The sequence below is a fragment of the Acinetobacter sp. 25-47-130 genome (genome assembly GCF_056779705.1).
The window spans coordinates 45,773-68,800 of sequence record NZ_JBWYII010000001.1 but is presented as its reverse complement, the minus strand read 5'-3'; the positions used below and the strand labels follow the sequence as shown (position 1 = coordinate 68,800).

24 protein-coding genes and 3 tRNA genes are annotated in these 23,028 nt (G+C 38.8%); 16 read left to right on the top strand and 11 right to left on the bottom strand.

What is annotated here, in order from left to right; translation table 11 throughout:
* Positions 1-130 precede the first annotated feature (130 nt).
* Positions 131-1,135, top strand: a complete 1,005-nt coding sequence (locus tag AC1M83_RS00345; protein WP_481589699.1) for a Tim44 domain-containing protein — start codon at positions 131-133, stop codon at positions 1,133-1,135.
* 235 nt (positions 1,136-1,370) lie between these two features.
* Here AC1M83_RS00345 and AC1M83_RS00340 read toward each other — a convergent pair whose 3' ends face one another.
* On the bottom strand, positions 1,371-2,558 hold the full coding sequence (locus tag AC1M83_RS00340; RefSeq protein ID WP_481589698.1) for a trypsin-like peptidase domain-containing protein: 1,188 nt from the start codon (positions 2,556-2,558) through the stop codon (positions 1,371-1,373).
* A gap of 170 nt (positions 2,559-2,728) precedes the next feature.
* On the opposite strand from AC1M83_RS00340, the gene AC1M83_RS00335 reads away from it, so the two are divergent.
* The 7 genes from AC1M83_RS00335 to AC1M83_RS00305 all read left to right on the top strand — a co-directional run bounded on the left by AC1M83_RS00335 (position 2,729) and on the right by AC1M83_RS00305 (position 5,688).
* Positions 2,729-3,487, top strand: a complete 759-nt coding sequence (locus AC1M83_RS00335) for a Nif3-like dinuclear metal center hexameric protein (RefSeq protein WP_481589697.1) — start codon at positions 2,729-2,731, stop codon at positions 3,485-3,487.
* A gap of 161 nt (positions 3,488-3,648) precedes the next feature.
* A complete protein-coding gene (locus AC1M83_RS00330; RefSeq protein WP_092765960.1) occupies positions 3,649-4,275 on the top strand; it encodes a superoxide dismutase in 627 nt (208 codons plus the stop codon).
* 153 nt (positions 4,276-4,428) lie between these two features.
* A tRNA-Asn gene (locus AC1M83_RS00325) sits at positions 4,429-4,504 on the top strand.
* Positions 4,505-4,510: 6 nt separating this feature from the next.
* A tRNA-Asn gene (locus tag AC1M83_RS00320) sits at positions 4,511-4,586 on the top strand.
* A 96-nt stretch (positions 4,587-4,682) separates the two neighbouring features.
* Positions 4,683-4,985, top strand: coding sequence for a hypothetical protein (locus AC1M83_RS00315; protein WP_481589696.1), 303 nt, complete (start codon positions 4,683-4,685; stop codon positions 4,983-4,985).
* Between the two features lie 106 nt (positions 4,986-5,091).
* Positions 5,092-5,167: transfer RNA gene (locus AC1M83_RS00310), tRNA-Asn, on the top strand.
* Positions 5,168-5,208: 41 nt separating this feature from the next.
* Positions 5,209-5,688 carry a DUF2726 domain-containing protein gene (locus tag AC1M83_RS00305; RefSeq protein ID WP_481589695.1) on the top strand — a complete coding sequence of 160 codons (480 nt, stop codon included), beginning with the start codon at positions 5,209-5,211 and terminating at the stop codon, positions 5,686-5,688.
* Here the strand turns inward: AC1M83_RS00305 and AC1M83_RS00300 are convergent.
* From AC1M83_RS00300 to AC1M83_RS00285, 4 genes are all read right to left on the bottom strand, one after another.
* Positions 5,685-5,915 (bottom strand): hypothetical protein, encoded by a 231-nt coding sequence (locus AC1M83_RS00300; protein WP_051586562.1) that lies wholly within the window; start codon positions 5,913-5,915, stop codon positions 5,685-5,687. The two genes, AC1M83_RS00305 and AC1M83_RS00300, sit on opposite strands and share 4 nt — an antisense overlap.
* 112 nt (positions 5,916-6,027) lie before the next feature.
* Positions 6,028-7,251 (bottom strand): alpha/beta hydrolase family protein, encoded by a 1,224-nt coding sequence (locus tag AC1M83_RS00295; RefSeq protein WP_481589694.1) that lies wholly within the window; start codon positions 7,249-7,251, stop codon positions 6,028-6,030.
* Positions 7,252-7,359: 108 nt separating this feature from the next.
* On the bottom strand, positions 7,360-8,238 hold the full coding sequence (gene ubiA, locus AC1M83_RS00290; RefSeq protein ID WP_481589693.1) for a 4-hydroxybenzoate octaprenyltransferase: 879 nt from the start codon (positions 8,236-8,238) through the stop codon (positions 7,360-7,362).
* Between the two features lie 10 nt (positions 8,239-8,248).
* Positions 8,249-8,740, bottom strand: a complete 492-nt coding sequence (locus AC1M83_RS00285) for a chorismate--pyruvate lyase family protein (RefSeq protein WP_035267005.1) — start codon at positions 8,738-8,740, stop codon at positions 8,249-8,251.
* A gap of 160 nt (positions 8,741-8,900) precedes the next feature.
* Between AC1M83_RS00285 and AC1M83_RS00280 the strand changes: the two genes are divergently transcribed.
* Entirely contained in the window at positions 8,901-9,815 is a 915-nt protein-coding gene (locus tag AC1M83_RS00280; protein WP_481589692.1) for a polysaccharide deacetylase family protein, read from the top strand.
* Between the two features lie 30 nt (positions 9,816-9,845).
* Here AC1M83_RS00280 and AC1M83_RS00275 read toward each other — a convergent pair whose 3' ends face one another.
* Positions 9,846-10,124 carry a hypothetical protein gene (locus AC1M83_RS00275; RefSeq protein ID WP_180028688.1) on the bottom strand — a complete coding sequence of 93 codons (279 nt, stop codon included), beginning with the start codon at positions 10,122-10,124 and terminating at the stop codon, positions 9,846-9,848.
* 96 nt (positions 10,125-10,220) lie between these two features.
* A complete protein-coding gene (gene glnA / locus AC1M83_RS00270) occupies positions 10,221-11,636 on the bottom strand; it encodes a type I glutamate--ammonia ligase (RefSeq protein ID WP_171076768.1) in 1,416 nt (471 codons plus the stop codon).
* Positions 11,637-12,588: 952 nt separating this feature from the next.
* Between glnA and AC1M83_RS00265 the strand changes: the two genes are divergently transcribed.
* The 6 genes from AC1M83_RS00265 (at position 12,589) to AC1M83_RS00240 (ending at position 17,098) form a co-directional block, all read left to right on the top strand.
* Positions 12,589-13,173: an anthranilate synthase component II gene (locus tag AC1M83_RS00265; RefSeq protein WP_092765952.1), complete on the top strand. Its 585-nt coding sequence runs from the start codon at positions 12,589-12,591 to the stop codon at positions 13,171-13,173.
* A 9-nt stretch (positions 13,174-13,182) separates the two neighbouring features.
* Positions 13,183-14,229, top strand: coding sequence for an anthranilate phosphoribosyltransferase (trpD, locus tag AC1M83_RS00260; RefSeq protein ID WP_035266991.1), 1,047 nt, complete (start codon positions 13,183-13,185; stop codon positions 14,227-14,229).
* 18 nt (positions 14,230-14,247) lie between these two features.
* On the top strand, positions 14,248-15,054 hold the full coding sequence (gene trpC / locus AC1M83_RS00255) for an indole-3-glycerol phosphate synthase TrpC (RefSeq protein ID WP_481586573.1): 807 nt from the start codon (positions 14,248-14,250) through the stop codon (positions 15,052-15,054).
* 284 nt (positions 15,055-15,338) lie between these two features.
* Positions 15,339-16,022, top strand: coding sequence for a Smr/MutS family protein (locus tag AC1M83_RS00250; protein ID WP_481589691.1), 684 nt, complete (start codon positions 15,339-15,341; stop codon positions 16,020-16,022).
* Between the two features lie 94 nt (positions 16,023-16,116).
* A complete protein-coding gene (gene folE / locus AC1M83_RS00245) occupies positions 16,117-16,665 on the top strand; it encodes a GTP cyclohydrolase I FolE (RefSeq protein WP_171076769.1) in 549 nt (182 codons plus the stop codon).
* A 73-nt stretch (positions 16,666-16,738) separates the two neighbouring features.
* Positions 16,739-17,098 (top strand): cupin domain-containing protein, encoded by a 360-nt coding sequence (locus AC1M83_RS00240; protein WP_481589690.1) that lies wholly within the window; start codon positions 16,739-16,741, stop codon positions 17,096-17,098.
* 45 nt (positions 17,099-17,143) lie between these two features.
* Here the strand turns inward: AC1M83_RS00240 and AC1M83_RS00235 are convergent, their stop codons facing one another.
* From AC1M83_RS00235 to hemE, 4 genes are all read right to left on the bottom strand, one after another.
* Entirely contained in the window at positions 17,144-19,021 is a 1,878-nt protein-coding gene (locus AC1M83_RS00235) for an Lnb N-terminal periplasmic domain-containing protein (protein ID WP_481589689.1), read from the bottom strand.
* A gap of 59 nt (positions 19,022-19,080) precedes the next feature.
* On the bottom strand, positions 19,081-19,551 hold the full coding sequence (locus tag AC1M83_RS00230; RefSeq protein ID WP_035266978.1) for a DUF3015 family protein: 471 nt from the start codon (positions 19,549-19,551) through the stop codon (positions 19,081-19,083).
* 150 nt (positions 19,552-19,701) lie between these two features.
* Positions 19,702-20,502 carry a DUF817 family protein gene (locus AC1M83_RS00225; protein WP_481589688.1) on the bottom strand — a complete coding sequence of 267 codons (801 nt, stop codon included), beginning with the start codon at positions 20,500-20,502 and terminating at the stop codon, positions 19,702-19,704.
* Between the two features lie 17 nt (positions 20,503-20,519).
* Positions 20,520-21,593: a uroporphyrinogen decarboxylase gene (gene hemE, locus AC1M83_RS00220; RefSeq protein ID WP_092765946.1), complete on the bottom strand. Its 1,074-nt coding sequence runs from the start codon at positions 21,591-21,593 to the stop codon at positions 20,520-20,522.
* 205 nt (positions 21,594-21,798) lie between these two features.
* Between hemE and AC1M83_RS00215 the strand changes: the two genes are divergently transcribed.
* The gene (locus tag AC1M83_RS00215; protein ID WP_481589687.1) at positions 21,799-23,028 is read left to right on the top strand and encodes a L,D-transpeptidase family protein; all 1,230 of its coding nucleotides are present in this window, start codon (positions 21,799-21,801) and stop codon (positions 23,026-23,028) included.

Here is a 23,028-nt window from a genome sequence, read left to right as displayed (position 1 = left end):
TCAGCTGATCAATTTATTTAACTATACACTGTGTATGAATACTGAAAAAAATTGAGGTTTAAGTTGAAATTTAAGCCAAAAGACTGCATAAATACAGTGTGAAATTAACTTTTTAAAATAGGAATTTTAGATGGAAGTTCGACAGCGTAGTTTAGTTGCGGGTATTTTAATGGCGACACTCATGGTAGCGCCTTTTGCAGAAGCAAAACGTGCTGGTGGTGGTAAAAGCCATGGTATGAGCCGTTCTGCTGCTCCAACCCAATCATATCAGCAACCACGTCAAGCTACTCCTGCCCAACAACCTGCTGCTCCAGCGACTGCGCCTCAAAAGTCTGGTCCTGGTGTGGGTGGTATGGTCGCTGCTGGTGTTGCTGGTGCTGCAATTGGTGCAGTCGCAGCAAATGCTTTAGCAGATGATGATACTGTTCCAGCAAGTCAAGCAGAAGTTGCTGCACAACCTGAGGAAGATGGTGGTATCCCAAGTTGGGTATGGTTGTTGATTATTGCTGCTGCTGCGTTCTTCATCTTCCGTAAATTCGGAGCAAAAAAAAAATTAGCGGCTAACAACCCTTATGCACCAAACAGTTCAGGTCCACAATCTGCACCGTTTGGTCAAACTGCTGCACCTCGCCCTTCAGGGTCTAATGACAATACCAATATTTTTGGTCAATCTGTGGGCGGTGGCACAGCTGCATCTCAAGCGCCATTTGGTCAAGCACCACAAGCTCCTTTTGGTGCAGCAACAATGTCTAGTGGAAGTCAGCTACCTGACGGAACTGAACCAGCTGCTTTCTTACGCATTGCACGCCAACGCTTCAACCATATTCAATCAATGAATACGGCAAGTAATATTGCTGAGATTCAACGTTATTTGACGCCTGATCTTTATCAATCGATGTATAACGATATTATGGGTAACCAAGATCAAGACGTAGCTGAGTTTTCAAATCTGAATGCTATGGTTGTTGATTCTGCGACTGAAAATGGTCAATACGTTGTCAGCGTTCGTTTCACGGGTACGGTAAGTGAAGACTTAAATAGCCTTCCACAACCGTTTGCTGAAGTTTGGCATTTCGTTAAACCAGCAGGTTCTAGTCAAGATTGGTTGGTTGCGGGTATTCAACAGGAAAGCTAATTTTATTCTCAAAAAAAGCCAGTGAACCACTGGCTTTTTTTGTTTCGTACACTGTTTAATCATTGTTGAGTGAATTCAATTTTGCATGTGTTAAAACTCTATCTCACCGTAACTTAGGAATGCATGACCGTATTTAATTATTAAATAGCAGATTTATTCAGATTCATTCAAAGGTATGAAACAATATAGAATCTAAGAATTATAAAAAAGCCCCATATTACTGGGGCTTGTTAATTTAACGACGAGGTAATGGAATATACTGGCTATTACGATCGCTGGTTTCAGCTGGTCGTTCACCAATAACCACTTTAGTATTGATGCTCTTACCTTCACGTAAAATCTCAATTTTTGCAGAGGTATTCGGTGATTGCATTGCAACATAATTAATCAATTGTGATGGATTGTTGATCTCCTGATCATTTACTTTCATGATCCGATCACCGACTTTAATCTTAGCTTTATCTGCAGGACCAGACTCATAGACGCTGCTCACAATTACACCCTTTTCACGAGGTTGTAATACATCGGGTTGCGTCGGATTCGCCAAACCAATACCTAGCCACCCTCGAATTACTCTGCCTTCTTTTAATATTGAATTCAGAACTTGCTGGCAGACTTTAGCAGGAATAGCAAAACCAATTCCTAAAGAACCACCCGATTGCGAGAAAATTGCAGTATTAATCCCAATCAAATTACCTGCAACATCAATGAGTGCTCCCCCAGAATTACCTGGATTAATAGCAGCATCGGTTTGAATAAAATCTTCATAGAAATTTATACCCAATCCCGAACGTTCTGTCGCAGATATGATCCCTTGCGTAACTGTTTGTCCCACGCCAAATGGATTACCAATTGCGAGTACAACATCTCCAACTTCATTTCCACTCAGTTTGAAAGGAAGCACTGGCAGTTTGTCCATTTCGATTTTAATGACTGCTAAATCCGTATCAGGATCTGTTCCAATTACTTTGGCTTCTGCTCGACGACCATCATACAAAGCCACAACAATCTGGTCAGCCTGTGCAATCACATGATTATTAGTCAGAATATAACCATCAGGTCGAACAATCACCCCCGAACCCAAACTATTTTCATTTGGTTCTTGTCCAAAACGTTCAGGTAATTGACCACCAAAAAATTCTCTAAAAACAGGATCATTTAAAATCGGATGATCCACTTTTTTTACAGTTTGTGTTGTAAAAATATTAACGACTGCAGGTGCTGCAACCTTTACCGCAGCATTGTATGACACTACTCCCCCAGAACGTGTCGTATCCACCAAAGGTTCTACTTTTTCAGCTGGCATTTTATATCCATCAGCTGCTATTTGAGGCTTTGGTTGATTTAGTTTTTGCCATGTGACAAAACTAATAATGACAATAATGAGTAACACCCATGGTAACCATGTAAAGGACCGGCGCACTTTAATATCCTCTGAGAATTTTAATTTATTGATGACAAAAGTATTTTATGACTGCATATTGTAATCAAAAAAAATTTATATACCTAAAATTGTGAAAATAGTTTTGTTCGGCTTTAGTTAAGATTAAAAATATGCTTTGATCTTTATATTTTCACAGACTTAAGAACATTATGGCAAAGCTAAACGACATTATCCAATGGTGTGATCAGACCCTAAAGGCCAATGAATTTAAAGATTACGCTCCCAATGGTCTGCAAATCGAAGGTAAAACAGAAGTAAAGCGAATTGTTTGTGCTGTATCGGCTTCTCAATCAGCCATTGATGCTGCAATCGAGCTGCAAGCTGATGTTTTATTGGTTCACCATGGCTATTTTTGGAAAGGTGAGCCATCTCCGATTACAGGAATGCGTGGCAAGCGAATTAAATCACTCATTCAACATGATATTTCACTATTAGCTTATCATTTACCTCTCGATAGCCACCCTAGCTTGGGAAATAATGCTGCGATAGCAGATTTACTTCATCTTGATCAAATTGAAGCACTTGATCCGAGTGAACGTCATCCCATTGGAAATATCGGCTATTTAAAAAATGCAATGACACCAGATGAGTTTAAAGCTTTTGTGTCACAACAACTTAATTATGATGCGATACATTTGATGGCTGATAAACCAAGTATTCAAAAAGTTGGATTTTGTACTGGCGGGGCTCAAGACTTTATCACTAAAGCTGCCGAACAAAATTGCGATGCTTATATTTCAGGTGAAGTCAGTGAGCGTACCTTTTATCAAGCTGTAGAATTAGATGTGCATTATTACGCATGTGGACATCATGCGACTGAACGTTATGGTGTTCAACGACTAGGTCAAGCAATTTGTGAACAATTTGGTCTTGAATATCATTACGTTGAACTCAATAATCCTATTTAAATTGATTTAACCACGCGTTTTAAATTGGAGTGAGCTTATACGTATTAATTCACGCTTTATTCTGTATTCTTATTTATAAGTAATGCGCAAAATATGGTGAGAATCTATTACAATAAGTACACTTCGATGTAAAACCCAGCACAATGCAAGGAACTTAAAACATGACAACGATTACTTTACCAGCTCTTCCGTACGGTTACGAAGATCTTGCTCCACACATCAGCAAAGAAACTTTAGAATACCACCACGACAAACACCACAATACTTATGTTGTTAATTTAAACAACCTAATTGCAGGTACTGATCTTGAAGGTAAAACGCTTGAAGAAATCATCAAAGCTTCTGCTGGTGATGCTTCTAAAGCGGGTATCTTCAACAACGCAGCACAAGTTTGGAACCACACATTCTACTGGAATTGTATGGCTAAAAACGGTGGTGGTAAAGCCACTGGTGCTTTAGCTGCTAAAATTGACGAAGCTTTCGGTTCTTACGAAAAATTTGCTGAAGAATTTGCTGCTGCTGCTACAACTCAATTCGGTTCAGGTTGGGCTTGGTTAGTTGCTGATGAAGTAAATGGTAAACTTTCTATCATGAAAACTTCAAATGCTGATACTCCACTTGCTCACGGTAAAGTTGCTGTATTAACGATCGATGTTTGGGAACATGCTTACTACATCGACTTCCGTAACGCTCGTCCTAAGTATATTTCTACTTTCTTAGAAAGCTTAGTGAACTGGGATTACGCTAACGCAAAATATGCTGGTCAAGAAGCTGGCGTAGAAAAATAAGATTTAACCGTCTTATTAGGTTTAAAAAACCATCCTTTTAGGATGGTTTTTTTGTTATTTACATCAATTTGAGTATTAATAAATCAAACTATTCATTTCTTTACAATAATTGGTTGACGACTAGTAATTTCAACCCTAAAATGCGCATCAGATTCTCCAATAGCTCAGTCGGTAGAGCGACGGACTGTTAATCCGCAGGTCCCTGGTTCGAGCCCAGGTTGGAGAGCCAATCTAATCTCCCATAGCTCAGTCGGTAGAGCGACGGACTGTTAATCCGCAGGTCCCTGGTTCGAGCCCAGGTGGGAGAGCCAAGATTCTAAAAACCCAAGCATAATGACTTGGGTTTTTTTATCTCTAAATTTTTGATTTGCTATAGAATTATTCTAATTTTCTAAAAAAGTCTAAAAATGAATACACCTTGGCTTAAATCACTGATTTTCTGGTCTCTACTTGTTGGCAGTCTCATCTTTATATTTCAATGCACTCAGAAATCTGAACATAATAAAGTAGCCCCTGCACTTATGTATGAACGTTTGTATCACTGCACTTCAGAACTATCCCCTGAACACGCACTCCTGATCAAAAAAATTCAAAACGAGGTACATGTGGAATCATCACAACAAACCATGATGGAACTTATGAGTTTATGTCGTAAAGCGAATCCACTGAAAAGTAAAGCAGAGTATGTCCATTTATTAAAAAAGCTATAGATCGTTTCACTTAGATTAAATTTAAATCAGTTGATTCATATTTCTAATATTTTTCAATGTTAAGGCTTGACCTCTCTTCATTTGACTCATAGAATGCGTACCAGATTCTCCAATAGCTCAGTCGGTAGAGCGACGGACTGTTAATCCGCAGGTCCCTGGTTCGAGCCCAGGTTGGAGAGCCAAGATTCTAAAAACCCACTCAATCGAGTGGGTTTTTTCTTATATGTGCTTTTATTTACGAATTCCTGTGCTTCAATCCAGTCAAATTACTTTCTTAATTATTGGTGTTATTGCAACCCTTGCCCTGCTCACCATTATCTTTCAACAATTATTTAAAAAGCCACAACGCTTTTACCCCAAACGCATTATTACCGCATTTGAAAGTAAAATGTTTTTTAGATTAAAAGAGAGTTTTCCGCAATACCATGTGCTTGCTCAAGTCGCTTTTAGCGCTTTAATCACAAACCCCAGTCTAAAGATTCGAGCTAAATTTAATCGAAAAGTGACTGACTTTGTCTTACTGGATGATCAGCTTAAAGTTATTGCCATTATCGAACTCGATGATCCAAGTCATCTTGGTAAGGAACAAGAAGATGCTGAACGCGATCAAATGTTGTATGAAGCAGGATATCGAGTATTTCGCTATAACGATATCCCAAGTGTTCAAAGCCTCAAAAAAGATATTCTTGCTAAAAATAATTAGTTTAAAGGCTCTGCTACAGACGAAGCATTCTGCTCAAGCTGCTCTTGTTTTTCTCTAGCTTCAATTCGCGCGGCTTGTTCTGCACGTAACCGATCGTACTCTGCTTTGTTCTTTGCATCACTCTTTACTGCAAAAAAAGCGATCGCAATGATAAGCAACGGGATAAGGGGACCAAGACTTGCCAATAAAATAAATTTAGTGGTGAATTTCTTTTTTGATGAAGTCATCAACAAAACCTGTGTTATTGAGTCCGAGGCAATATAACAGAATAAAGTCATAGAAAAAACTTTAGCTTTAAGTGTCAACTAGGATGCAACACCCTAGCTGACCTAGTCACGTTTAACGCACCGGTAAATACGATTTAATAAAATCAACAACCTCATCATTTTTCTCAACAATCGCTTGTGTATGCGATGCTCCTGCCACAATATCTAATACAATTGGAGGTTGAGTCCCCAATCCATTTAACTGATTTACTAATTGTTGTGTTACTTGATATGGGACAGCGGTGTCATTTTCACCTTGAACCACATAAACCGGTTTCATGAGTTTTTGAGTTCCAGGCTGATTATTACTTAAAAAACTACTCACCACTGGATCATTTTCAAAGCCAACCTTTAACCCAGGATAGTCCATTACTTTTTGTGTTGAATTTGATTCCAAATAAGTCTTAATGTCTTTTCTAAACTCATCAATTAATGGCATCAAGCATAGGCCATTTTCACCAGTCGACCCCTCAGCTTTCTCTGCCACAGCTTGAGACCTAGATTGGAATATCGTTGCTAATGAAAATCTAGGTTCATATGCTTTAATCCCTACGCCTGTATAAGCAGCATAAGCTAATAGCTCTGAATAAATAGCGATTGCCAAATCTCTATTTTGACTTTCTATCGCTGAAATGGCATTTGGTGCGACTTGGGTAATAATGTAACCCAAACTGGATGCTGGAGCAGTCGCTACAGCCCCTTTGTAATACGGATCATTATTGGCATATTGTGCAATTCCTAATGATGCATGACCCCCTTGGGATTGGCCGACAGACATCCAAGATTTATTTAATCGTGATGGATATGCTTGGTGAACTGACTTTATTGCATGAATCGCAGATTGTGCAGCACTAGATAGATGAAGATAAGGATGAATCCCTTTAACCCCCAAACCTTCATAATCAGGGGCTACAATGACATAACCTTCTTTAAGAAGATTGTTCGCTAAAATTTCAAAATTCGAATTGAGTACATTATTGCTTGGTGCACATTCGTCTCCAACACCAGTTGTTCCATGTGCCCATACCACTACTGGCCATCCTGCTGCTGGCTGAGCAGTCTTAGGAAACATGACCATTGCTGTAGCCTTAGTTTTCTGACCCAGAACATTCGGCATTAAATAAGTCATAATTTGGATTTTGGAAGCTTGCTCTAGACTATCTTTTTGATAAGCTTTCTCAGCAACAAACACTTTTTCTTGAAAAATATTTTTATCATCATCACTATTACAAGCCGTTAAGAGTAATGCTGCCGTACAGCACATTGCGATAACCGTTTTTTTAATTGTACTCTTCATAATTCTTTCCATTCATTATTATCACTCTCCATGAGTACTTTTAATTAAACATAAAAAAAAGCATCCGACTAGGATGCTTAATTAGTTTATTTTTATTTAATGTTAAGATTAAATTAATGCAATAAAAATCCCCATAAAGATCATCACCCCTACCCATCGGTTATGTCTAAATGCCCAGAAGCACCATTGCGGATCTTTATCACGTGTTTTGGTCCATTGATAGATGAAATCACCTACCACGAGCACTAATGCGATTAATCCAAAAGGGACAAGTATGTGTTCAAGCCATAGTGCAGTACCAATTAAAATAACACTCATCGCCTGCAATAAACTGATAATTTTAATATCATTTTTTCCAAACAAAATAGCCGTCGACTTAACCCCAATCTTTAAATCATATTCGCGATCCGTAATTGCATATTGAGTATCATAAGCCACAGTCCAAGCCAAATTACCGAAATAAAGTAGCCAACACGTCCAATCCAAAGGCTTACCCATTGCAGTAAATGACATCGGTATACCCCATGAGAATGCCATCCCCAGTACCACTTGAGGTAAATGCGTATAGCGCTTCATAAATGGATAGATGAAAGCAAGTACCAGCCCAATTAAAGCACAATAAAAAGTTTCAATAGGCAGGAAAAACAATGTACAAGCACTTGCAGCAACCAGTGCGATAAACACCCAAACTGCTTCTTTTGCCGAAATCACACCTGTGGCTAATGGACGATTTTTAGTTCTTTCTACGTGTGCATCCACTTTACGATCAGCAAAATCATTAATGGCACATCCCGCTGCACGCATAAATATAGTGCCACATACGATGGCAAGCAGTGTCACTACATCAGGTATTCCACCAGTTGCAATCCACAGCGCCCATAAGGTGGGCCACAGGACTAACTCAGTACCAATTGGCTTATCGAAACGACATAAATAGTAATAAGCGCTTAAACGCTCGCGCCAGGTGATTGCTTGTGCGGTTGCCATAAAGTCTAGCTCAATGAGTTTTTATAAAACGTTCAAATGCTGGTAAAAATGTTTCTTGGACAATAAATTTACAGCCATGCCAAGTATAACAGCTCTGTCTGGTCCATCCATCCTCAAGTAAGATCACGCGACGTTGGCATTGCGGTTCTGTGCGTTGGAACAGGAATCGACCTATAGGCTGATTTCCAATATGTTGAAAGAGACGTGCTTTTTTTTGAAGGCTGGTAATTGGGAAAATAGATTTCGCTTTTACCCACGGTTCACACTCAGAACCAAATAAATGAGTCTCTCTAACCCAAGAAGTATGCTGATGTGATACACCCATCCAGCTGGCATCATGAAAATTTAAACGTTGAAATCGTTCTTGGATTCGTTGAACTTTGAATGTTCCATCAGCTAAATCTGTCAGTTGTTGGGTAAGTGAGCCTGAGGCGTACAACCATTTTTTTAACTCAGGACACATTAATTTTTCCTGATGATTAAATTGACGGCTTTCAAGCATATTTCAGACTACCATTATTTTATACTCTCAAGTGTACCCAAGCTTTAGAACTAATGCACCAAACCTATGGTTTAGTTTAAGGCATCACACTCACACATTTCATACTGCACCCCCCAAAAAAAATGCTATAAACATTCATTCGTAAACAACTTCATTAAACATGCTTAAATTTAGCTTGTACTTATTTATATCACTGTTATTTCTTTCCCAAGCTCATGCTCGTCAATTAGCACTAAGTTTTGATGATGGATTAAATCCAACTATCGATCCTACTGCTCCACACATTAATCAACAAATACTAGCGCATTTAAAATCCAAAAATATTCAATCGATCATTTTCCCAAGTTACATCAAAATCGGTGACAATGCGGGTAAAGACTTAATACGTCAATGGGATAAACACGGACATATTGTCGGCAATCACAGTGCTTTTCATGAAAATTTAAATAAACCTGAAATTTTGGCGAAAGACTACATCAAAAGCATTAGAATTAATGAATTAGTTTTTCGTGATTTAAAAAACTTTAGGAGAATCTTTAGGTACCCTTATCTCAAAGAAGGCAATAATATTGCGAAAAGAGATCAAGTCCAACACTGGTTAAAGCAAAATCACTACCAACATGGTGGTGTTAGTATTGATGCAAGTGACTGGTTTTATAATCAAAAATATCTAGCGTATCTAAAAGCAGGTAAAACGTCACACATTAAAAGATTGAAGCAGGCTTATATTGATCATCTTCTTGATCGAGCAGAATATTATGATTCACTCGCATTGCAAACCCTTCAACACCCTCCTCAACATGTATTGTTACTCCATACGAATGCGATTAATGGACAGTTTCTAGGCGAGATCATTCTAGCCTTAGAAAGCAAAGGTTGGAAAATAATCAATGCAACAGATGCTTATACTAATCCACTATATAAGAATTTCAGCTCTAATATCCCCGCTGGAGAGAGTATTATATGGTCTATCGCCAAGAGCCAAAATATTGAAAATTTAAGATATCCTGCTGAGGATGCACCTTATGAGCGTGAAAACTTACTCAAATATGACTTGGATGATCACAAGGAATAAATCTTATTTTTTAGGCGCAGACACACACATTCAAGCACTGTCTGATTTTGCAATCACTTCAAATTTACCTTGTGCTGTTTTTACTAAAATAAAACCTTCGGCACTGATATAAAATTCATTTGGATAATCAAATTGTAAAGCCAAATCAGGATTTCTCAGTTCAAGAAATTGTGCCTGTTTATAGCCTTCCATGGTTCTGCCAACTTCCAAATAGGTCACTTCAGAAAAATTGAGCTTAAATCCTTTTTCGTGGTCACTTGGATCATTCCAAGGAAAAAATCCCGTGTGCTTTTTACGTGGCTTTGCCATGAAATATTTCTCATATTTGACTACATTTATTTTAACTCAAAACACAAAAAAACCCGCGCATTGCGCGGGTTTTTTACAGCGAAATTCGTGAACGAATTACAGGCTGTAGTACATATCAAATTCAACTGGGTGAGTTGTCGTATTAAGACGACGAACTTCTTCAGTTTTAAGCTCAATGTAAGCATCAAGCATTTCTTTAGTGAATACGCCACCTTTAAGAAGGTAATCGTGATCCGCTTGAAGAGCTTCTAAAGCCATATCCAAGCTGTGTGCAACTGTAGGAATTTTTGCTTCTTCTTCAGGAGGTAGATCATACAAATTCTTGTCTGAAGCTTCACCTGGATGAATCTTGTTTTGAATACCGTCGATACCCGCCATTAACAATGCAGCAAAACCTAAGTACGGGTTCATCATTGGATCTGGGAAACGTGCTTCAATACGTTTACCTTTCGGGCTAGAAACGTATGGAATACGGATAGAAGCTGAACGGTTACGCGCTGAGTAAGCAAGCATAATTGGCGCTTCATAATGTGGCACTAAACGCTTATACGAGTTTGTAGAAGGGTTAGTAATCGCATTTAATGAGCGTGCGTGCTTGATGATACCGCCAATGAAATACAATGCCATTTCTGAAAGGCCTGCATATTCATCACCAGCAAACAAGTTCTTGCCGTCTTTAGAAATTGACATATGAACGTGCATACCAGAACCGTTATCACCAACCATTGGTTTAGGCATAAACGTTGCAGTTTTAGCATATTGATGAGCAACGTTCCAAACAGCATATTTAAACTGTTGTACTTCATCAGCTTTACGAACCATTGTGTTGAAGCTCACACCAATTTCTAATTGGCAAGATGCAACTTCATGGTGATGTACTTCTACACGACCTGGCCCCATGATGTCTTCAATTTTCGCACACATTTCTGCACGCATATCGTGGTGAGAATCAACTGGAGGCACTGGGAAGTAACCACCTTTAACGCGTGGACGGTGGCCTGAGTTACCTGATTCGTAAGAATTACCTGTAGACCAAGCAGCTTCTTCAGCGATTAATGTATGGCGAGCACCAGACATATCGATGTCCCATTTAACTTCGTCAAATACGAAGAATTCTGGTTCTGGACCAAAGAAAGCAGTATCACCAATACCAGTAGATTTTAAATATTCTTCTGCACGGCGAGCAATTGAACGTGGGTCACGGTCATAACCTTGACCAGTAGATGGCTCAATAACATCACAAGTCACCACTACAGTTGGCTCTGCAAAAAACGGGTCGATAAAACCTGTTTCAGCATCTGGACGTAAGATCATGTCAGACGCTTCGATACCTTTCCAACCAGCAATTGAAGAACCGTCGAACATTTTACCATCTTCAAAAGTATCTTCATCGATAGTATCTGCTGGGTAAGTAACATGTTGTTCTTTACCCTTAGTGTCCGTAAAACGGAAGTCTACCCATTTTGCGCCACTTTCTTGGATGAGTTGTAGGACCTTGTTCGCCATGCTCATTTTGCTCCGATGATTTTTTGTTGCACATTTAGTGCGTGTTAGTAGTTGGTAGTTTTAAAGCAATTACCGTACCAACTTTTAAAAGCAAAGCTAAAATCTTGAAATCCTTATCAGATTAACAGCTTTATTCACTTTGCTTTGCGACTATTATACTGTGCTTAAAACTAAATGCACCATATTCAGGCACAGTTCATCGCAATAAAAAATATTTATTTACAACCTGTACCAAAATGGTGCATCTCAGAGCATGATCGTTTAATTATTAAACTTAAAGTCAAGTTTATTCAGGGATTTAATTACCTAATTTACCAAACGATATATTTTATAAATTTTTATAAATTAGAAAAATGGATCAAATTTTCAGACACATGCGTTTAACACATTGTTTTATATATCATTAAATAAAAAATTTTAATATTTTATTTTTATTTGAAAGACAAATAATCCAACTCAATCATAACTTTATTAATACACATCGAGCCATGATAAATCTAAATTTTGTGCATCATATTAGTTCAGTAAAATTAAATATCTTAGATAAATGATGTAAAAGTGAACGACCGCGAGACTAAATCTTATAAATTATAAATTTACTGAGTGCATTTTGTTTGTTTGTTTTTAACACAAATCTCACTCATCAAACACAATGATTAAAAAAACTTATGAATAACACGTATGAGCTTTTAGATTCAGATCAATATTTCATTTATTAGCGCTATTCACCTAGAACCATTCATTCACACATTAATTTGATTTAAGTGATCAATATTGCTGATGTTTTGAACCCCAAAATTTAACCTGCGCTGATAAAAGAATCTGCTATGATAACTGCCACTTAATCGCTTTGAGTTACTAGACAAGGATGCAGTCAACACCCTGTGATGCATCTTATCAATGTGAATAACAAAGCTAAATTAAGTTAAATTATAAATTTCAAGAGGTTAAGCTTAAAATGCTTCTGATGATCGACAACTATGACTCTTTTACCTACAACATCGTCCAATATTTTGGCGAGTTAAATCAGGAAGTAAAAGTGGTCCGTAATGATGCCGTGACTTTGGAGGATATTGAGCGATGGCAACCAAAATATCTCGTCATTGGACCTGGTCCCTGCTCTCCCTCTGAGGCCGGTATTTCAATCCCAGCGATTCAACACTTTTCAGGCAAGATTCCACTGCTTGGGGTGTGCTTAGGTCACCAAAGTATCGGGCAAGCATTTGGTGGAGATATTGTTCGTGCAAAAAAAGTAATGCACGGGCGTTTATCTGACATGTACCACTCTGATCAAGGGATCTTTAGCAATCTACCCTCTCCATTCTCAGCGACTCGCTATCACTCTTTAGTCATTGATCAAGCGACTTTACCTGAATGTTTAGAGGTGACGTGTTGGACCAATGAAGAAGATGGTTCTATGGAAGAAATTATGGGTGTGAAACATAAAACCCTTCCCGTTGAAGGTGTTCAGTTCCATCCAGAATCGATACTCAGCCAACATGGTCACAAAATTTTCCAAAACTTCTTAGAAATTTATGCGTAAGAGCAAGACATGAATATTCAACAAGCATTAAACAACATTACGAAAAATATTGAATTAACACAGCCTCAAATGGAAGCTGTTATGCGCACCATTATGGATGGTGAAGCGACTGATGCACAAATCGGTGCATTAATGATGGGTTTACGTTTAAAAGGCGAAAGTATTGACGAAATTACTGCTGCTGCACGCGTGATGCGTGAATATGCGATCAAGATTGATGTCAGTGATCTTCCATACTTAGTCGATATTGTTGGCACGGGTGGTGATGGACAAAACCTGTTTAATGTATCAACTGCATCAAGTTTTGTAATTGCAGCTGCAGGTGCAACGATTGCCAAACACGGTGGCCGAGGTGTGTCATCAAAATCAGGCTCGTCAGATCTATTAGAACAAGCTGGTATTAATCTCGACCTAAATATGGCACAGACTGAACGCTGTATCCGCGATTTGGGTGTGGGTTTTCTCTTTGCTCCAAACCATCATAAAGCAATGAAGTATGCAGCAGGTCCTCGTAAAGAATTGGGCTTCAGAAGCATTTTCAACTTACTTGGCCCGCTTACGAATCCGGCTGGTGTAAAGCGCTTTGTAATTGGCGTGTTCTCAACAGAATTATGTCGACCTATTGCTGAAGTTCTTAAGCAACTTGGTGCTGAGCACGTCATGGTTGTTCACTCTAAAGATGGGCTAGATGAAATCAGTCTTGCTTCATCCACCTATGTTGCTGAGTTAAAAAATGGTGAAATTACTGAATGGGAAATCCTCCCTGAGGATGTAGAGATTGAGTCTCAAACATTGACGCATTTATCTGTTGATAGCTCTGCTGAAAGTTTGGCACTGATCAAAGATGCACTAGGTAAGAAAAAATCACCGAAAGGTGAAAAAGCGGCCAGTATGATTGCATTAAATGCTGGTGCTGGTATTTATGTCTCAGGTTTAACTTCGAGTTATAAACAAGGTGTGGCATTAGCACATGACATCATTTATGGTGGTCAGGCACTTGAAAAGATGGATGTGCTTTCTGAATTCACAAAAACAATAAAACATTATGAAGCTTAATTAAGTCAGGACATTCTTATGTTAGATATCGCGAATACTATTCTTGGCAAAATTGTTGACCGTAAACAAGAAGAGTTTGCTGCACGATTAAAACAACGTAGTTATAAGGACGTCGAAGAACTCGCTCAAGCCGCTAGCCCTGTTCGCGGTTTTGCTCAAGCACTACAGCACAAACGTCCTGCTGTCATTGCTGAAATCAAAAAAGCATCTCCATCTAAAGGCATTATTCGAGAAAACTTCAATCCTGCTGAAATAGCTGAACAGTATCAATCAGCAGGTGCGGCATGTTTATCAGTACTTACAGATATTGATTTCTTCCAAGGTGCCGATGAGAACATTCATATTGCTCGTTCTCACTGTGATTTGCCTGCACTAAGAAAAGATTTCTTAATCGATCCTTATGGTGTGATTGAAGCTCGCGCATTGCATGCAGACTGTATCCTTCTCATTGTTGCATGTCTTTCAGATCAACAACTTGAGGAAATGTCGAAAACTGCATTTGAACATCATTTAGATGTACTGGTTGAAGTGCATGATGAATATGAACTAGAACGTGCTCTCAAATTATCAGATCGTTGTTTATTAGGCGTTAATAATCGTAATTTAAAAACTTTCGATGTTGATTTGAACACATCAATTCGTCTAAAAAAACAACTTGCACCATCTCGTTTATTAGTGACGGAAAGCGGCATTGCAACCTCAGCGGATGTCACCATGATGCAAGAAAATGACATTCACACTTTCCTTGTGGGTGAAAGTTTTATGAAACAGCCTCGTCCTGATCATGCCTTTACCGCATTGTTTGGCGAACCTCAGAATATTTGACTCTAATATTCTGCGGTAAATTGTTCGACTAAAAATAATTCAATCTCATAAGAATGGATTTCCGAATCCATTCTTGCCTCCATTAATGCCAACAACAATATCTAGAACAAATTCAAAATAAATTAGATTAATAATCAATCTCTTTTTTTTGCTTTATCCCTTAAGTTATCTCCAATTCATCCAACACCTTAAAATCAACTTAAATACTTCTCACTACAAAGTTGAGGGATTTTCGGATTATAATCTCATTCATTCCTCTTCCACTTTAAAGTCACAAGCACGTTATGAGTAAACATGATTCTTCTTTATCAAAAGATCAATTTAATTTACTGAAACAGTTTAAGAAACAAATCAGTAATCCTACTCCTCGTGTTGAAGCTCCTAAACCTATTGAAAAGACGGTTGAACAAGAGCATGAGGAAGATTTAGAACTCTTTCGTCAGCAGATGCAAGGCGTTCAAAAAATTGATCATGGCAATATTGCAAAAATTGAGAAACCAGTAAAAAAGAAATTGGATGCTCAAACCTTAGCAAAACGTGCTGCTGCTGAAGGTCCAATGCATACTGATGAAACAGTGATGTCTGATACTCAAGCCATGCTCAATCCAGTTGGCAGTCAGGCTAGTCTGAGTTATCGAATTGCGACCTTACAACATAAAGTATTTGAAGATCTGAAAGCTGGAAATTTACGTTGGTTTGAAGCAGTTGATTTGCATGGCTGTACCGTAGAAGAAGCACGTTCAGCTGTATTGCAAATTATTCAGATGGCGAAAGAGCAAAATCAAAACGTCATTAAAATTGTTCATGGTAAAGGCCCTGAAGCTGTTTTAAAAACCTATGTTAATAGTTGGCTCAGACAACATCGTGATGTTTTGGCTTTTGTCAGTGCACCTGAAAAACAAGGTGGCACTGGCGCGGTCTTAGTTCTGCTTAAACGTGCAGAAAAGAATCCAAAATTTACTCAATAATCGGAATTTTTTCTGAATATACGGCATTGTAATCGTTTTCTGATACAATGCCGTCCTTGTTCAACATCTGTGTAAGTGAACACGTCTTATGTCTATGCAGCAATCCTACGCCAACATTTTAACTGCCGTTGGCGAAGATCTTACTCGTCCTGGTCTTAAAGATACACCAATGCGTGCTGCTAAAGCTTTTTCGTATTTGACGTCAGGTTATAGCCAAACGCTTGAAGAAGTGACCAACAATGCGGTCTTCCCTTCAGACAACCGTGAAATGGTTTTGGTCAAGAACATCGAATTCTATTCGCTTTGTGAACATCATTTACTGCCGTTCTATGGACGTGTGCATATTGCCTACTTACCAGAAGGTCAAGTTTTAGGTTTATCTAAATTTGCACGTATTACTGAAATGTTTGCCCGTCGTCTACAGATTCAAGAAAATCTAACTCAACAGATTGCTGAAGCTGTGGCTCAAGTGACTGGTGCTAGAGGCGTAGCTGTTGTCATTGATTCAGCACATATGTGTATGATGATGCGTGGTGTAGGCAAACAAGAGTCAACTACTCGTACAGTATCATTTGTTGGGGACTTTAAAACTAACAAAGATGAACGTCGCGAGTTTCTGAGCGCTGTTCCAGAAAGTTATTAATTCATAAAAACCTCAACCCTGTTGAGGTTTTTTTTAGACCGTATTCCAAGGCTCAATTTCTTAAGGTGAATATATGACATCTCTTCATATTGCAGGTCAAGGTCAACAACACGCAGAAAAATCAGTCGACTTCCCGCGTCCTGATCGTCTCGTCCAAGGCAATCCCGAACGTCACACCTACAGTCTTTATGATCACGAGCATATGGAATGTGGGATTTGGGAATGTGAAATTGGTGCTTGGAATATTCAATTTGACGACAATAAACAAGAATTCTTTCAAATTATAGAAGGAAAAGTTCGCATCCACACTCAAAGTAAAAATCACTTTATCGAAGTTTCGGCAGGTCAAGCAGGTGTAATACCACCAGGATTCATTGGAACATTCGAAGTCGTTGAGAAAGTGAAAAAGTACTATGTGAATGTAATCGTTTAAAAACAAGCCTCACCTTTCAACACAGTACTTCCTAGTACTGTGTATTTACCAATAGCGTGTAAATCCTAAACTAGTTTGATGCCAATCATGCTGTTCTTGTAATTGATAATTCCAGTGAATAGAGATAGCACTTTGCGAGTTAAGTGCATACTGAACTGAGGATCGTAGTCCGAGCTGCCAAGCCTGCTGATCTTCCCAAAAAGGGATTTCAATTTGCACTAAGCTATTCACTCGATCTGACCATAAGTTTTGACAACCTACAGTTGGCCCTAGCCCCAATCTCCAGCCCTTTTCTAAAATTTTTCCAGCTTGAATATGATTCTGCATCTGCGCATAACACAGGTGTTCACGATCTGCATCTGCCCAACTATATCCAAACTGTGTTGATAGATTCAAAACACCATGTTGCTCGCTATCACTGAAATTTCCAGAATCATCAATTGAGAGTTGTTTCCAACCGAATCCAAATCCCCAACTCAACGGCGTCTTAAAAGGTGTAATTGGATTATAAGAATTCACTTCTAAAAGATCCAAATCAGCCAACTTGAGTTGATCATTCCGAAACTCAAGACTCCCCTCAAGAAATTTCAACTGCGTTCCAAGTCGGTATCCCCCCTGAAGATCAGATAAATCGTGATAGGCTTGTCGATGGTTGATCTGCACAAACGTATCGTCTTGCACTCGTCCAAATTCAATCGATGTTTTTCGAGCATGATGCCCATCCACAGGGTCAATTCGTGGTCTTGCCACTTCAGTACGTTGTTTTTCAACAGGGAGTTGGCTTCTTAAACTCAAAATTTGTCGTATTTTAGGTTGCGCAATACTCGCTTCGATTTTTTGAGAAATGAGCTGTAGATACAAATGATCATATGCCATCTCAAGAATACGCGCCTGATCCTTGGCCGTAAATTGAGCTAAAAATTCACGCATTTGTGCTGGTTGCACAAGCGTTAATTGATGTGCCGAATGTGCTAAGTCATTACCATGTTGTTTTGCTTGATGAAGTAACTGCGTTTCAAGTGCTGGGCGATAAACAGTATCTTTAATGAGGCCTTGCTGCTGCACCGCTTTGATGGTTTCGACTGGAATTGCAATATGACTAAACTGTGCTTGTAGATTAGCATCGGGTTTTACCAAATCAATGAGTCCCAATAAGCGGTAGGCACAATTATCACTTATAAAATAATAGGGAAATTGGACATGCTTTAACTCCCAGATATGTTGTACTAAACGTGTTGTTTCTTCTGGGTTTAATGCTAATTCGTATTCCCACAAATCACGGCTTTCGAAATCACCATACTCTTTTACTTTTCGATAGTAGGGCATTAACGAATATTCACCTGGATATTGACCCGTTAAGCCTTTCCAAGCAAAAGAAAAACTATCACTATTTTCGACCGTCGCAGCGTAGTTGACTGCATAAGAAATAAGATTAAGCTCTTTTTGATCTTTAGGATCAAGACGTAGCAAGGTATGACCAAACATCGAACTTGGATTTCCCATGAAATCTGTCGCATAAATCAATGTTGCTTGATACGGTTTAATCTGTCCAATCCATTCCTCTAGAGCAGGACAATCTGCTTTAGGAAGCTCCTCTTGTTTTATTTTCAGTTGTTCAATTAACCATGCAGAGCGAGCTGGGAAACGACATATAATGGATTGATCTTGTCCTCGATCTATAAATAATTCACGAATATTTGCATTCAGCTCATCTTGTAAATTATCTGCACCATTTGCACTAAAAAAAAATCCTGAATAGCTGACTTCACTCTTCGCTTGATGTGCATACATTAATCTTTGCCAAGTTTTATTTTTATCAAGCTGATGGTGTTGTGCTTGTGCAATATATTGTTCAACTGGAGAAGTATATGCATGTGTCAGAAAGCTACTGACAATCAAGGCAGAAAAAAAAGCAAATTTCATAAAATTAACTTAATAATGATGAAACAAAAAAACCCTGCCATAAGACAGGGTTTTCGCAATTAAACGTAAGCTTTTAATACTTCGTCTTGAGACATAACAGTTTGAAGAGATGCAAGGACTTGGAATGCATCTTGATTGTCCGCTGAATAAATTTCAGAGAAATTTTCTTTTGATACTGCAAAGAAACGTGCTTTATCTTCAGATTTAATATTCAGAAGCTCTGCAAGGACGTTAAGACTTTCCCCCTCACCTACCGCCATATCACGTGCAAGAGCTTCGGCATTTTCATTTGTAAATGTTACTGCTTGTGCTGTTACTGTACCTGTACCACTACAGCCTAACGTCCCGAAAGTAATACCGAATAATTGGTTAGCAAATAAACCGTTGGTCGTACCTGCTAAGATTTTTGCAACTTTACCAGACTGACCTGCCCAAACTTGTGAACCGATACCACAACCAACATCACGGTCAGCAAATGCAGCTGTTGATCCTACTGCCAATACCGCAGCTAAAGCTAATTTTTTATACATAACATCACTCCAAACTTGATGTGCTCAAGTGTTCTTTATTGTTCCAATTTTGTTCTTTTACGAACTTCTTTAACATAGCGATATCAAGCCAAGAACGCAAAACAAATCTTACCAATGCCATCAAGTATTGAGTTTTTTTGATGAATTAACTTATTCGCCCTTCAATCGCCACAAACCCTGTGAATTCCGTTCACCTAAGATTTTTAACACCAATACTAAACTCAGCATTAGTAGGAGATACCAAGAACCAAGTTTCCCCCATCCCACCATATGCCACTGTTCCACTTGCGTTGGATACAACCAAATTTGATAAAAAGTACTGATATTTTCAGCAATCCAAATAATAAATGCCAACAACAAAAGCACAGGAAGCATTGGCAAGGTCATCTCATGATATTTAAGCTTGAACGTTATTTTAGTTTTCCAAAATATCAACACGCTCCATGCAAACAGTAAATATCGTATATCTGGGATAAAGAACTTCGTCATAAAGTTTAAATAGGACAAGATCGCTAAACTCAGCATATTAAAAAAACTAGGTAAGTCCTCAATTTCTACACGATAGAGCCTGAGTGAACGAGCAAAAAAACTGCCCACGGCAGAATACATAAATCCCGCAAAAAGTGGTACGGTCATAATCTTAAATACCGCAGGTTGCGGATATTGCCATGATGCAATCTGTGGATGTGTCAGGAAAATCTCCATGACCATGGCCACCATATGAAAAATTGCAATAACTTTGGCTTCAGCCCAAGACTCTAACTTTAAAAGCAGTAAACAGACCTGAATAACCATTGCATAAATCAAGAGGTAGTCGTATCGGTACAATCCATAATATTCTTGATGCCCCATCGAAACCGTCATAGCAAAGGCTAGCAGTAATAAAATACCAAATAAGGCAGCGGATGCTGCCTTATAATGAAACTCAAATAATGATTTTAAAAAGCTCACACATTCATCCTAAATGTTTAGCCTAAATATTTTGCGCTGTACTCATGTACCGTATCAATGAAAACTTTAGGATTCGCAGGATCTACCCATTGGGTGATACCGTGTCCAAGGTTTGCAACATAACCCGTTTTTTCACCAGCAGCATATGCATCATCAAGCATTAATTTTACTGACTTTTCGATACTCGCAGGAGAGCCGTATAATGTTGCAGGGTCTAAATTACCTTGTAGGGCAGCGCGACCAGCAACAGTTTGACGTGCAACATTTAAAGGGGTTGTCCAATCTAGTCCAAACGCATCTGCGCCAGTTGCGATCATAGGTTCTAACCATTGACCACCACCTTTGGTAAATAAAATTACTGGTACTTTGCGGCCTTCATTTTCACGCTTTAAACCCTTCACGATTTTGTGCATATAATTGAGGGAAAATTCTTGATATTCTCGATGTGCAAGTGCACCACCCCAACTGTCAAAAATTTGAATCGCCTGCGCACCTGCCTCAATCTGTGCGTTCAAATAATCTATGACTGAATCAGCCAAATGATCTAACAAGGCATGTAAAACTTCAGGTTGTGCATACATCATTTGCTTGGTGTAACGGAAATCTTTACTCGACCCACCCTCGATCATATAAGTCGCGAGTGTCCATGGACTCCCAGAAAACCCGATTAGCGGTACCTGGCCACCTAATGCTGATCGGATTGTCGACACTGCATTCATGACATAGTCTAAGTCCGATTTAGCATCAATTTTTGGTAATTGGGCTACATCCTGCTCAGTACGGACTGTTTTCTTAAATTTTGGTCCTTCCCCAGCTTCAAAATAAAGTCCTAAGCCCAAAGCATCAGGAACAGTCAAAATATCTGAAAATAAAATGGCTGCATCTAAGTCATAGCGACGAAGCGGCTGTAAAGTCACTTCACAAGCAAAGTCATTATTTTTGCATAAAGAAAGAAAATCTCCCGCAGTTGCGCGTGTCGCACGATATTCAGGTAAATATCGACCAGCCTGACGCATCATCCAAACTGGCGTGCAGTCCACAGGTTCACGTAATAAGGCACGCAGAAAACGATCATTTTTTAAGGTCGTCATTTACTTTCTCGATGCAAAATTGAAATTCCATTCATCATACCAAAAAGCTGCACTTTAAAGTATTTAGTTAGAATGAAAATAAAGATTGAGACTATCGGAATTTATTTGATTTAAACAAAACAAATACTGCATATCCGTGTTTTTTCTGCAATACTTTATCCGTGTTTTTATAAATCAATATGAATAATTCTTAAGGTTGAATTACATGTTCGTTCGCTCAATTCTTGCTTTGAGTTTAAGTTGTATTATGTCTGGAACTGCATTGGCTGCTTCTGGTACTGCTGAACAACCGCTTTCTCCAATTACAAAAACGAGTTTAGATACTATTCAAGATCCAATTGATCCTCTCGCGGTAGAATCTAGCTCTGAAGCCCAAATTAGCCAGCAAGAGCAAAATGATCTAAATCAAGCTGCAGATACGCTTCAAAACCTAGAAAGAACTGAGGATAGCACTGCGGACATTGGCAGTGCACCTGCATCTTCAGCAGTGACAAAATCAGCTCCATCTACATCAGCACCTGCTACAGCAAATTCATGGACGCTAGACAGTCTGAATAATGCTGAATGGTATGAAAATATTGGCAAAGGTCAATTCCCTGTATATGCCCGTGCACATGTAATGTTAAATAATTCACATGCTTCACCAGGTGCTATTGACGGTACAAGTGGAAAAAATACACTTAAAGCAATTGCTTCATTCCAGCAAATGAATGGTTTAAAGGCTACAGGTGTTTTGACGAAAGAAACTTGGGATGCTCTAGTTGCACGCCAAGCTGGTAAACCTGCTTATGTTGAATATACGATTACCGAAGCAGACCTAAAAGGTCCTTATGCAGCCTCAATTCCTCATGACTATGCTTTACAAGCGAAAATGAAAGGTCTGTATTACACTCGTGTAAGTGAAATGCTGGCTGAAAAATTCCATATGGATGAAGAGTTTCTCAAGAAACTGAATCCTAAAGCGACATTTAAGAAAGCGGGTGAAAAGCTTATTGTGACCAACATTCGCAATGAACTTCCAGAAAATATTCATTTAATCGTGGCTCATAAAGGCGCTAAACAACTTTATTTGTTTAACCAACAAAACCAAATGGTTGGCTCATTCCCAGCAACCATCGGTAGTGCTGACACTCCTTCTCCGACTGGAACATACAAAATTACTGGTGTAGCGAAAAACCCTTGGTATAGCTATTCACCAAGTAACTTTGTACAAGGTAAAAATTTGAAGCCACTTTCATTACCACCTGGTCCTAATGGTCCTGTAGGTAATATCTGGATCGGTTTAAGCAAAAAATCGTTCGGTATTCACGGTACACCTAATCCATCAAGCATTTCAAAGACAGCTTCACACGGTTGTATCCGCTTAACCAACTGGGATGCGAATGATCTGGGTAACAAAGTTCGTTCTGGCGTTACAGTAAAATTCTTAGAATAA

Coding starts and splice junctions, on each gene's coding strand:
- trpC (WP_481586573.1), top strand. CDS start 14,248: ATGTTAGATATCGCGAATACTATTCTTGGCAAAATTGTTGACCGTAAA.
- glnA (WP_171076768.1), bottom strand. CDS start 11,636: ATGAGCATGGCGAACAAGGTCCTACAACTCATCCAAGAAAGTGGCGCA.
- AC1M83_RS00345 (WP_481589699.1), top strand. CDS start 131: ATGGAAGTTCGACAGCGTAGTTTAGTTGCGGGTATTTTAATGGCGACA.
- AC1M83_RS00265 (WP_092765952.1), top strand. CDS start 12,589: ATGCTTCTGATGATCGACAACTATGACTCTTTTACCTACAACATCGTC.
- AC1M83_RS00235 (WP_481589689.1), bottom strand. CDS start 19,021: ATGAAATTTGCTTTTTTTTCTGCCTTGATTGTCAGTAGCTTTCTGACA.
- AC1M83_RS00275 (WP_180028688.1), bottom strand. CDS start 10,124: ATGGCAAAGCCACGTAAAAAGCACACGGGATTTTTTCCTTGGAATGAT.
- AC1M83_RS00230 (WP_035266978.1), bottom strand. CDS start 19,551: ATGTATAAAAAATTAGCTTTAGCTGCGGTATTGGCAGTAGGATCAACA.
- AC1M83_RS00335 (WP_481589697.1), top strand. CDS start 2,729: ATGGCAAAGCTAAACGACATTATCCAATGGTGTGATCAGACCCTAAAG.
- folE (WP_171076769.1), top strand. CDS start 16,117: ATGCAGCAATCCTACGCCAACATTTTAACTGCCGTTGGCGAAGATCTT.
- AC1M83_RS00300 (WP_051586562.1), bottom strand. CDS start 5,915: ATGACTTCATCAAAAAAGAAATTCACCACTAAATTTATTTTATTGGCA.
- AC1M83_RS00215 (WP_481589687.1), top strand. CDS start 21,799: ATGTTCGTTCGCTCAATTCTTGCTTTGAGTTTAAGTTGTATTATGTCT.
- ubiA (WP_481589693.1), bottom strand. CDS start 8,238: ATGGCAACCGCACAAGCAATCACCTGGCGCGAGCGTTTAAGCGCTTAT.
- AC1M83_RS00280 (WP_481589692.1), top strand. CDS start 8,901: ATGCTTAAATTTAGCTTGTACTTATTTATATCACTGTTATTTCTTTCC.
- AC1M83_RS00305 (WP_481589695.1), top strand. CDS start 5,209: ATGTGCTTTTATTTACGAATTCCTGTGCTTCAATCCAGTCAAATTACT.
- AC1M83_RS00250 (WP_481589691.1), top strand. CDS start 15,339: ATGAGTAAACATGATTCTTCTTTATCAAAAGATCAATTTAATTTACTG.
- hemE (WP_092765946.1), bottom strand. CDS start 21,593: ATGACGACCTTAAAAAATGATCGTTTTCTGCGTGCCTTATTACGTGAA.
- AC1M83_RS00285 (WP_035267005.1), bottom strand. CDS start 8,740: ATGCTTGAAAGCCGTCAATTTAATCATCAGGAAAAATTAATGTGTCCT.
- AC1M83_RS00330 (WP_092765960.1), top strand. CDS start 3,649: ATGACAACGATTACTTTACCAGCTCTTCCGTACGGTTACGAAGATCTT.
- trpD (WP_035266991.1), top strand. CDS start 13,183: ATGAATATTCAACAAGCATTAAACAACATTACGAAAAATATTGAATTA.
- AC1M83_RS00295 (WP_481589694.1), bottom strand. CDS start 7,251: ATGAAGAGTACAATTAAAAAAACGGTTATCGCAATGTGCTGTACGGCA.
- AC1M83_RS00315 (WP_481589696.1), top strand. CDS start 4,683: ATGAATACACCTTGGCTTAAATCACTGATTTTCTGGTCTCTACTTGTT.
- AC1M83_RS00240 (WP_481589690.1), top strand. CDS start 16,739: ATGACATCTCTTCATATTGCAGGTCAAGGTCAACAACACGCAGAAAAA.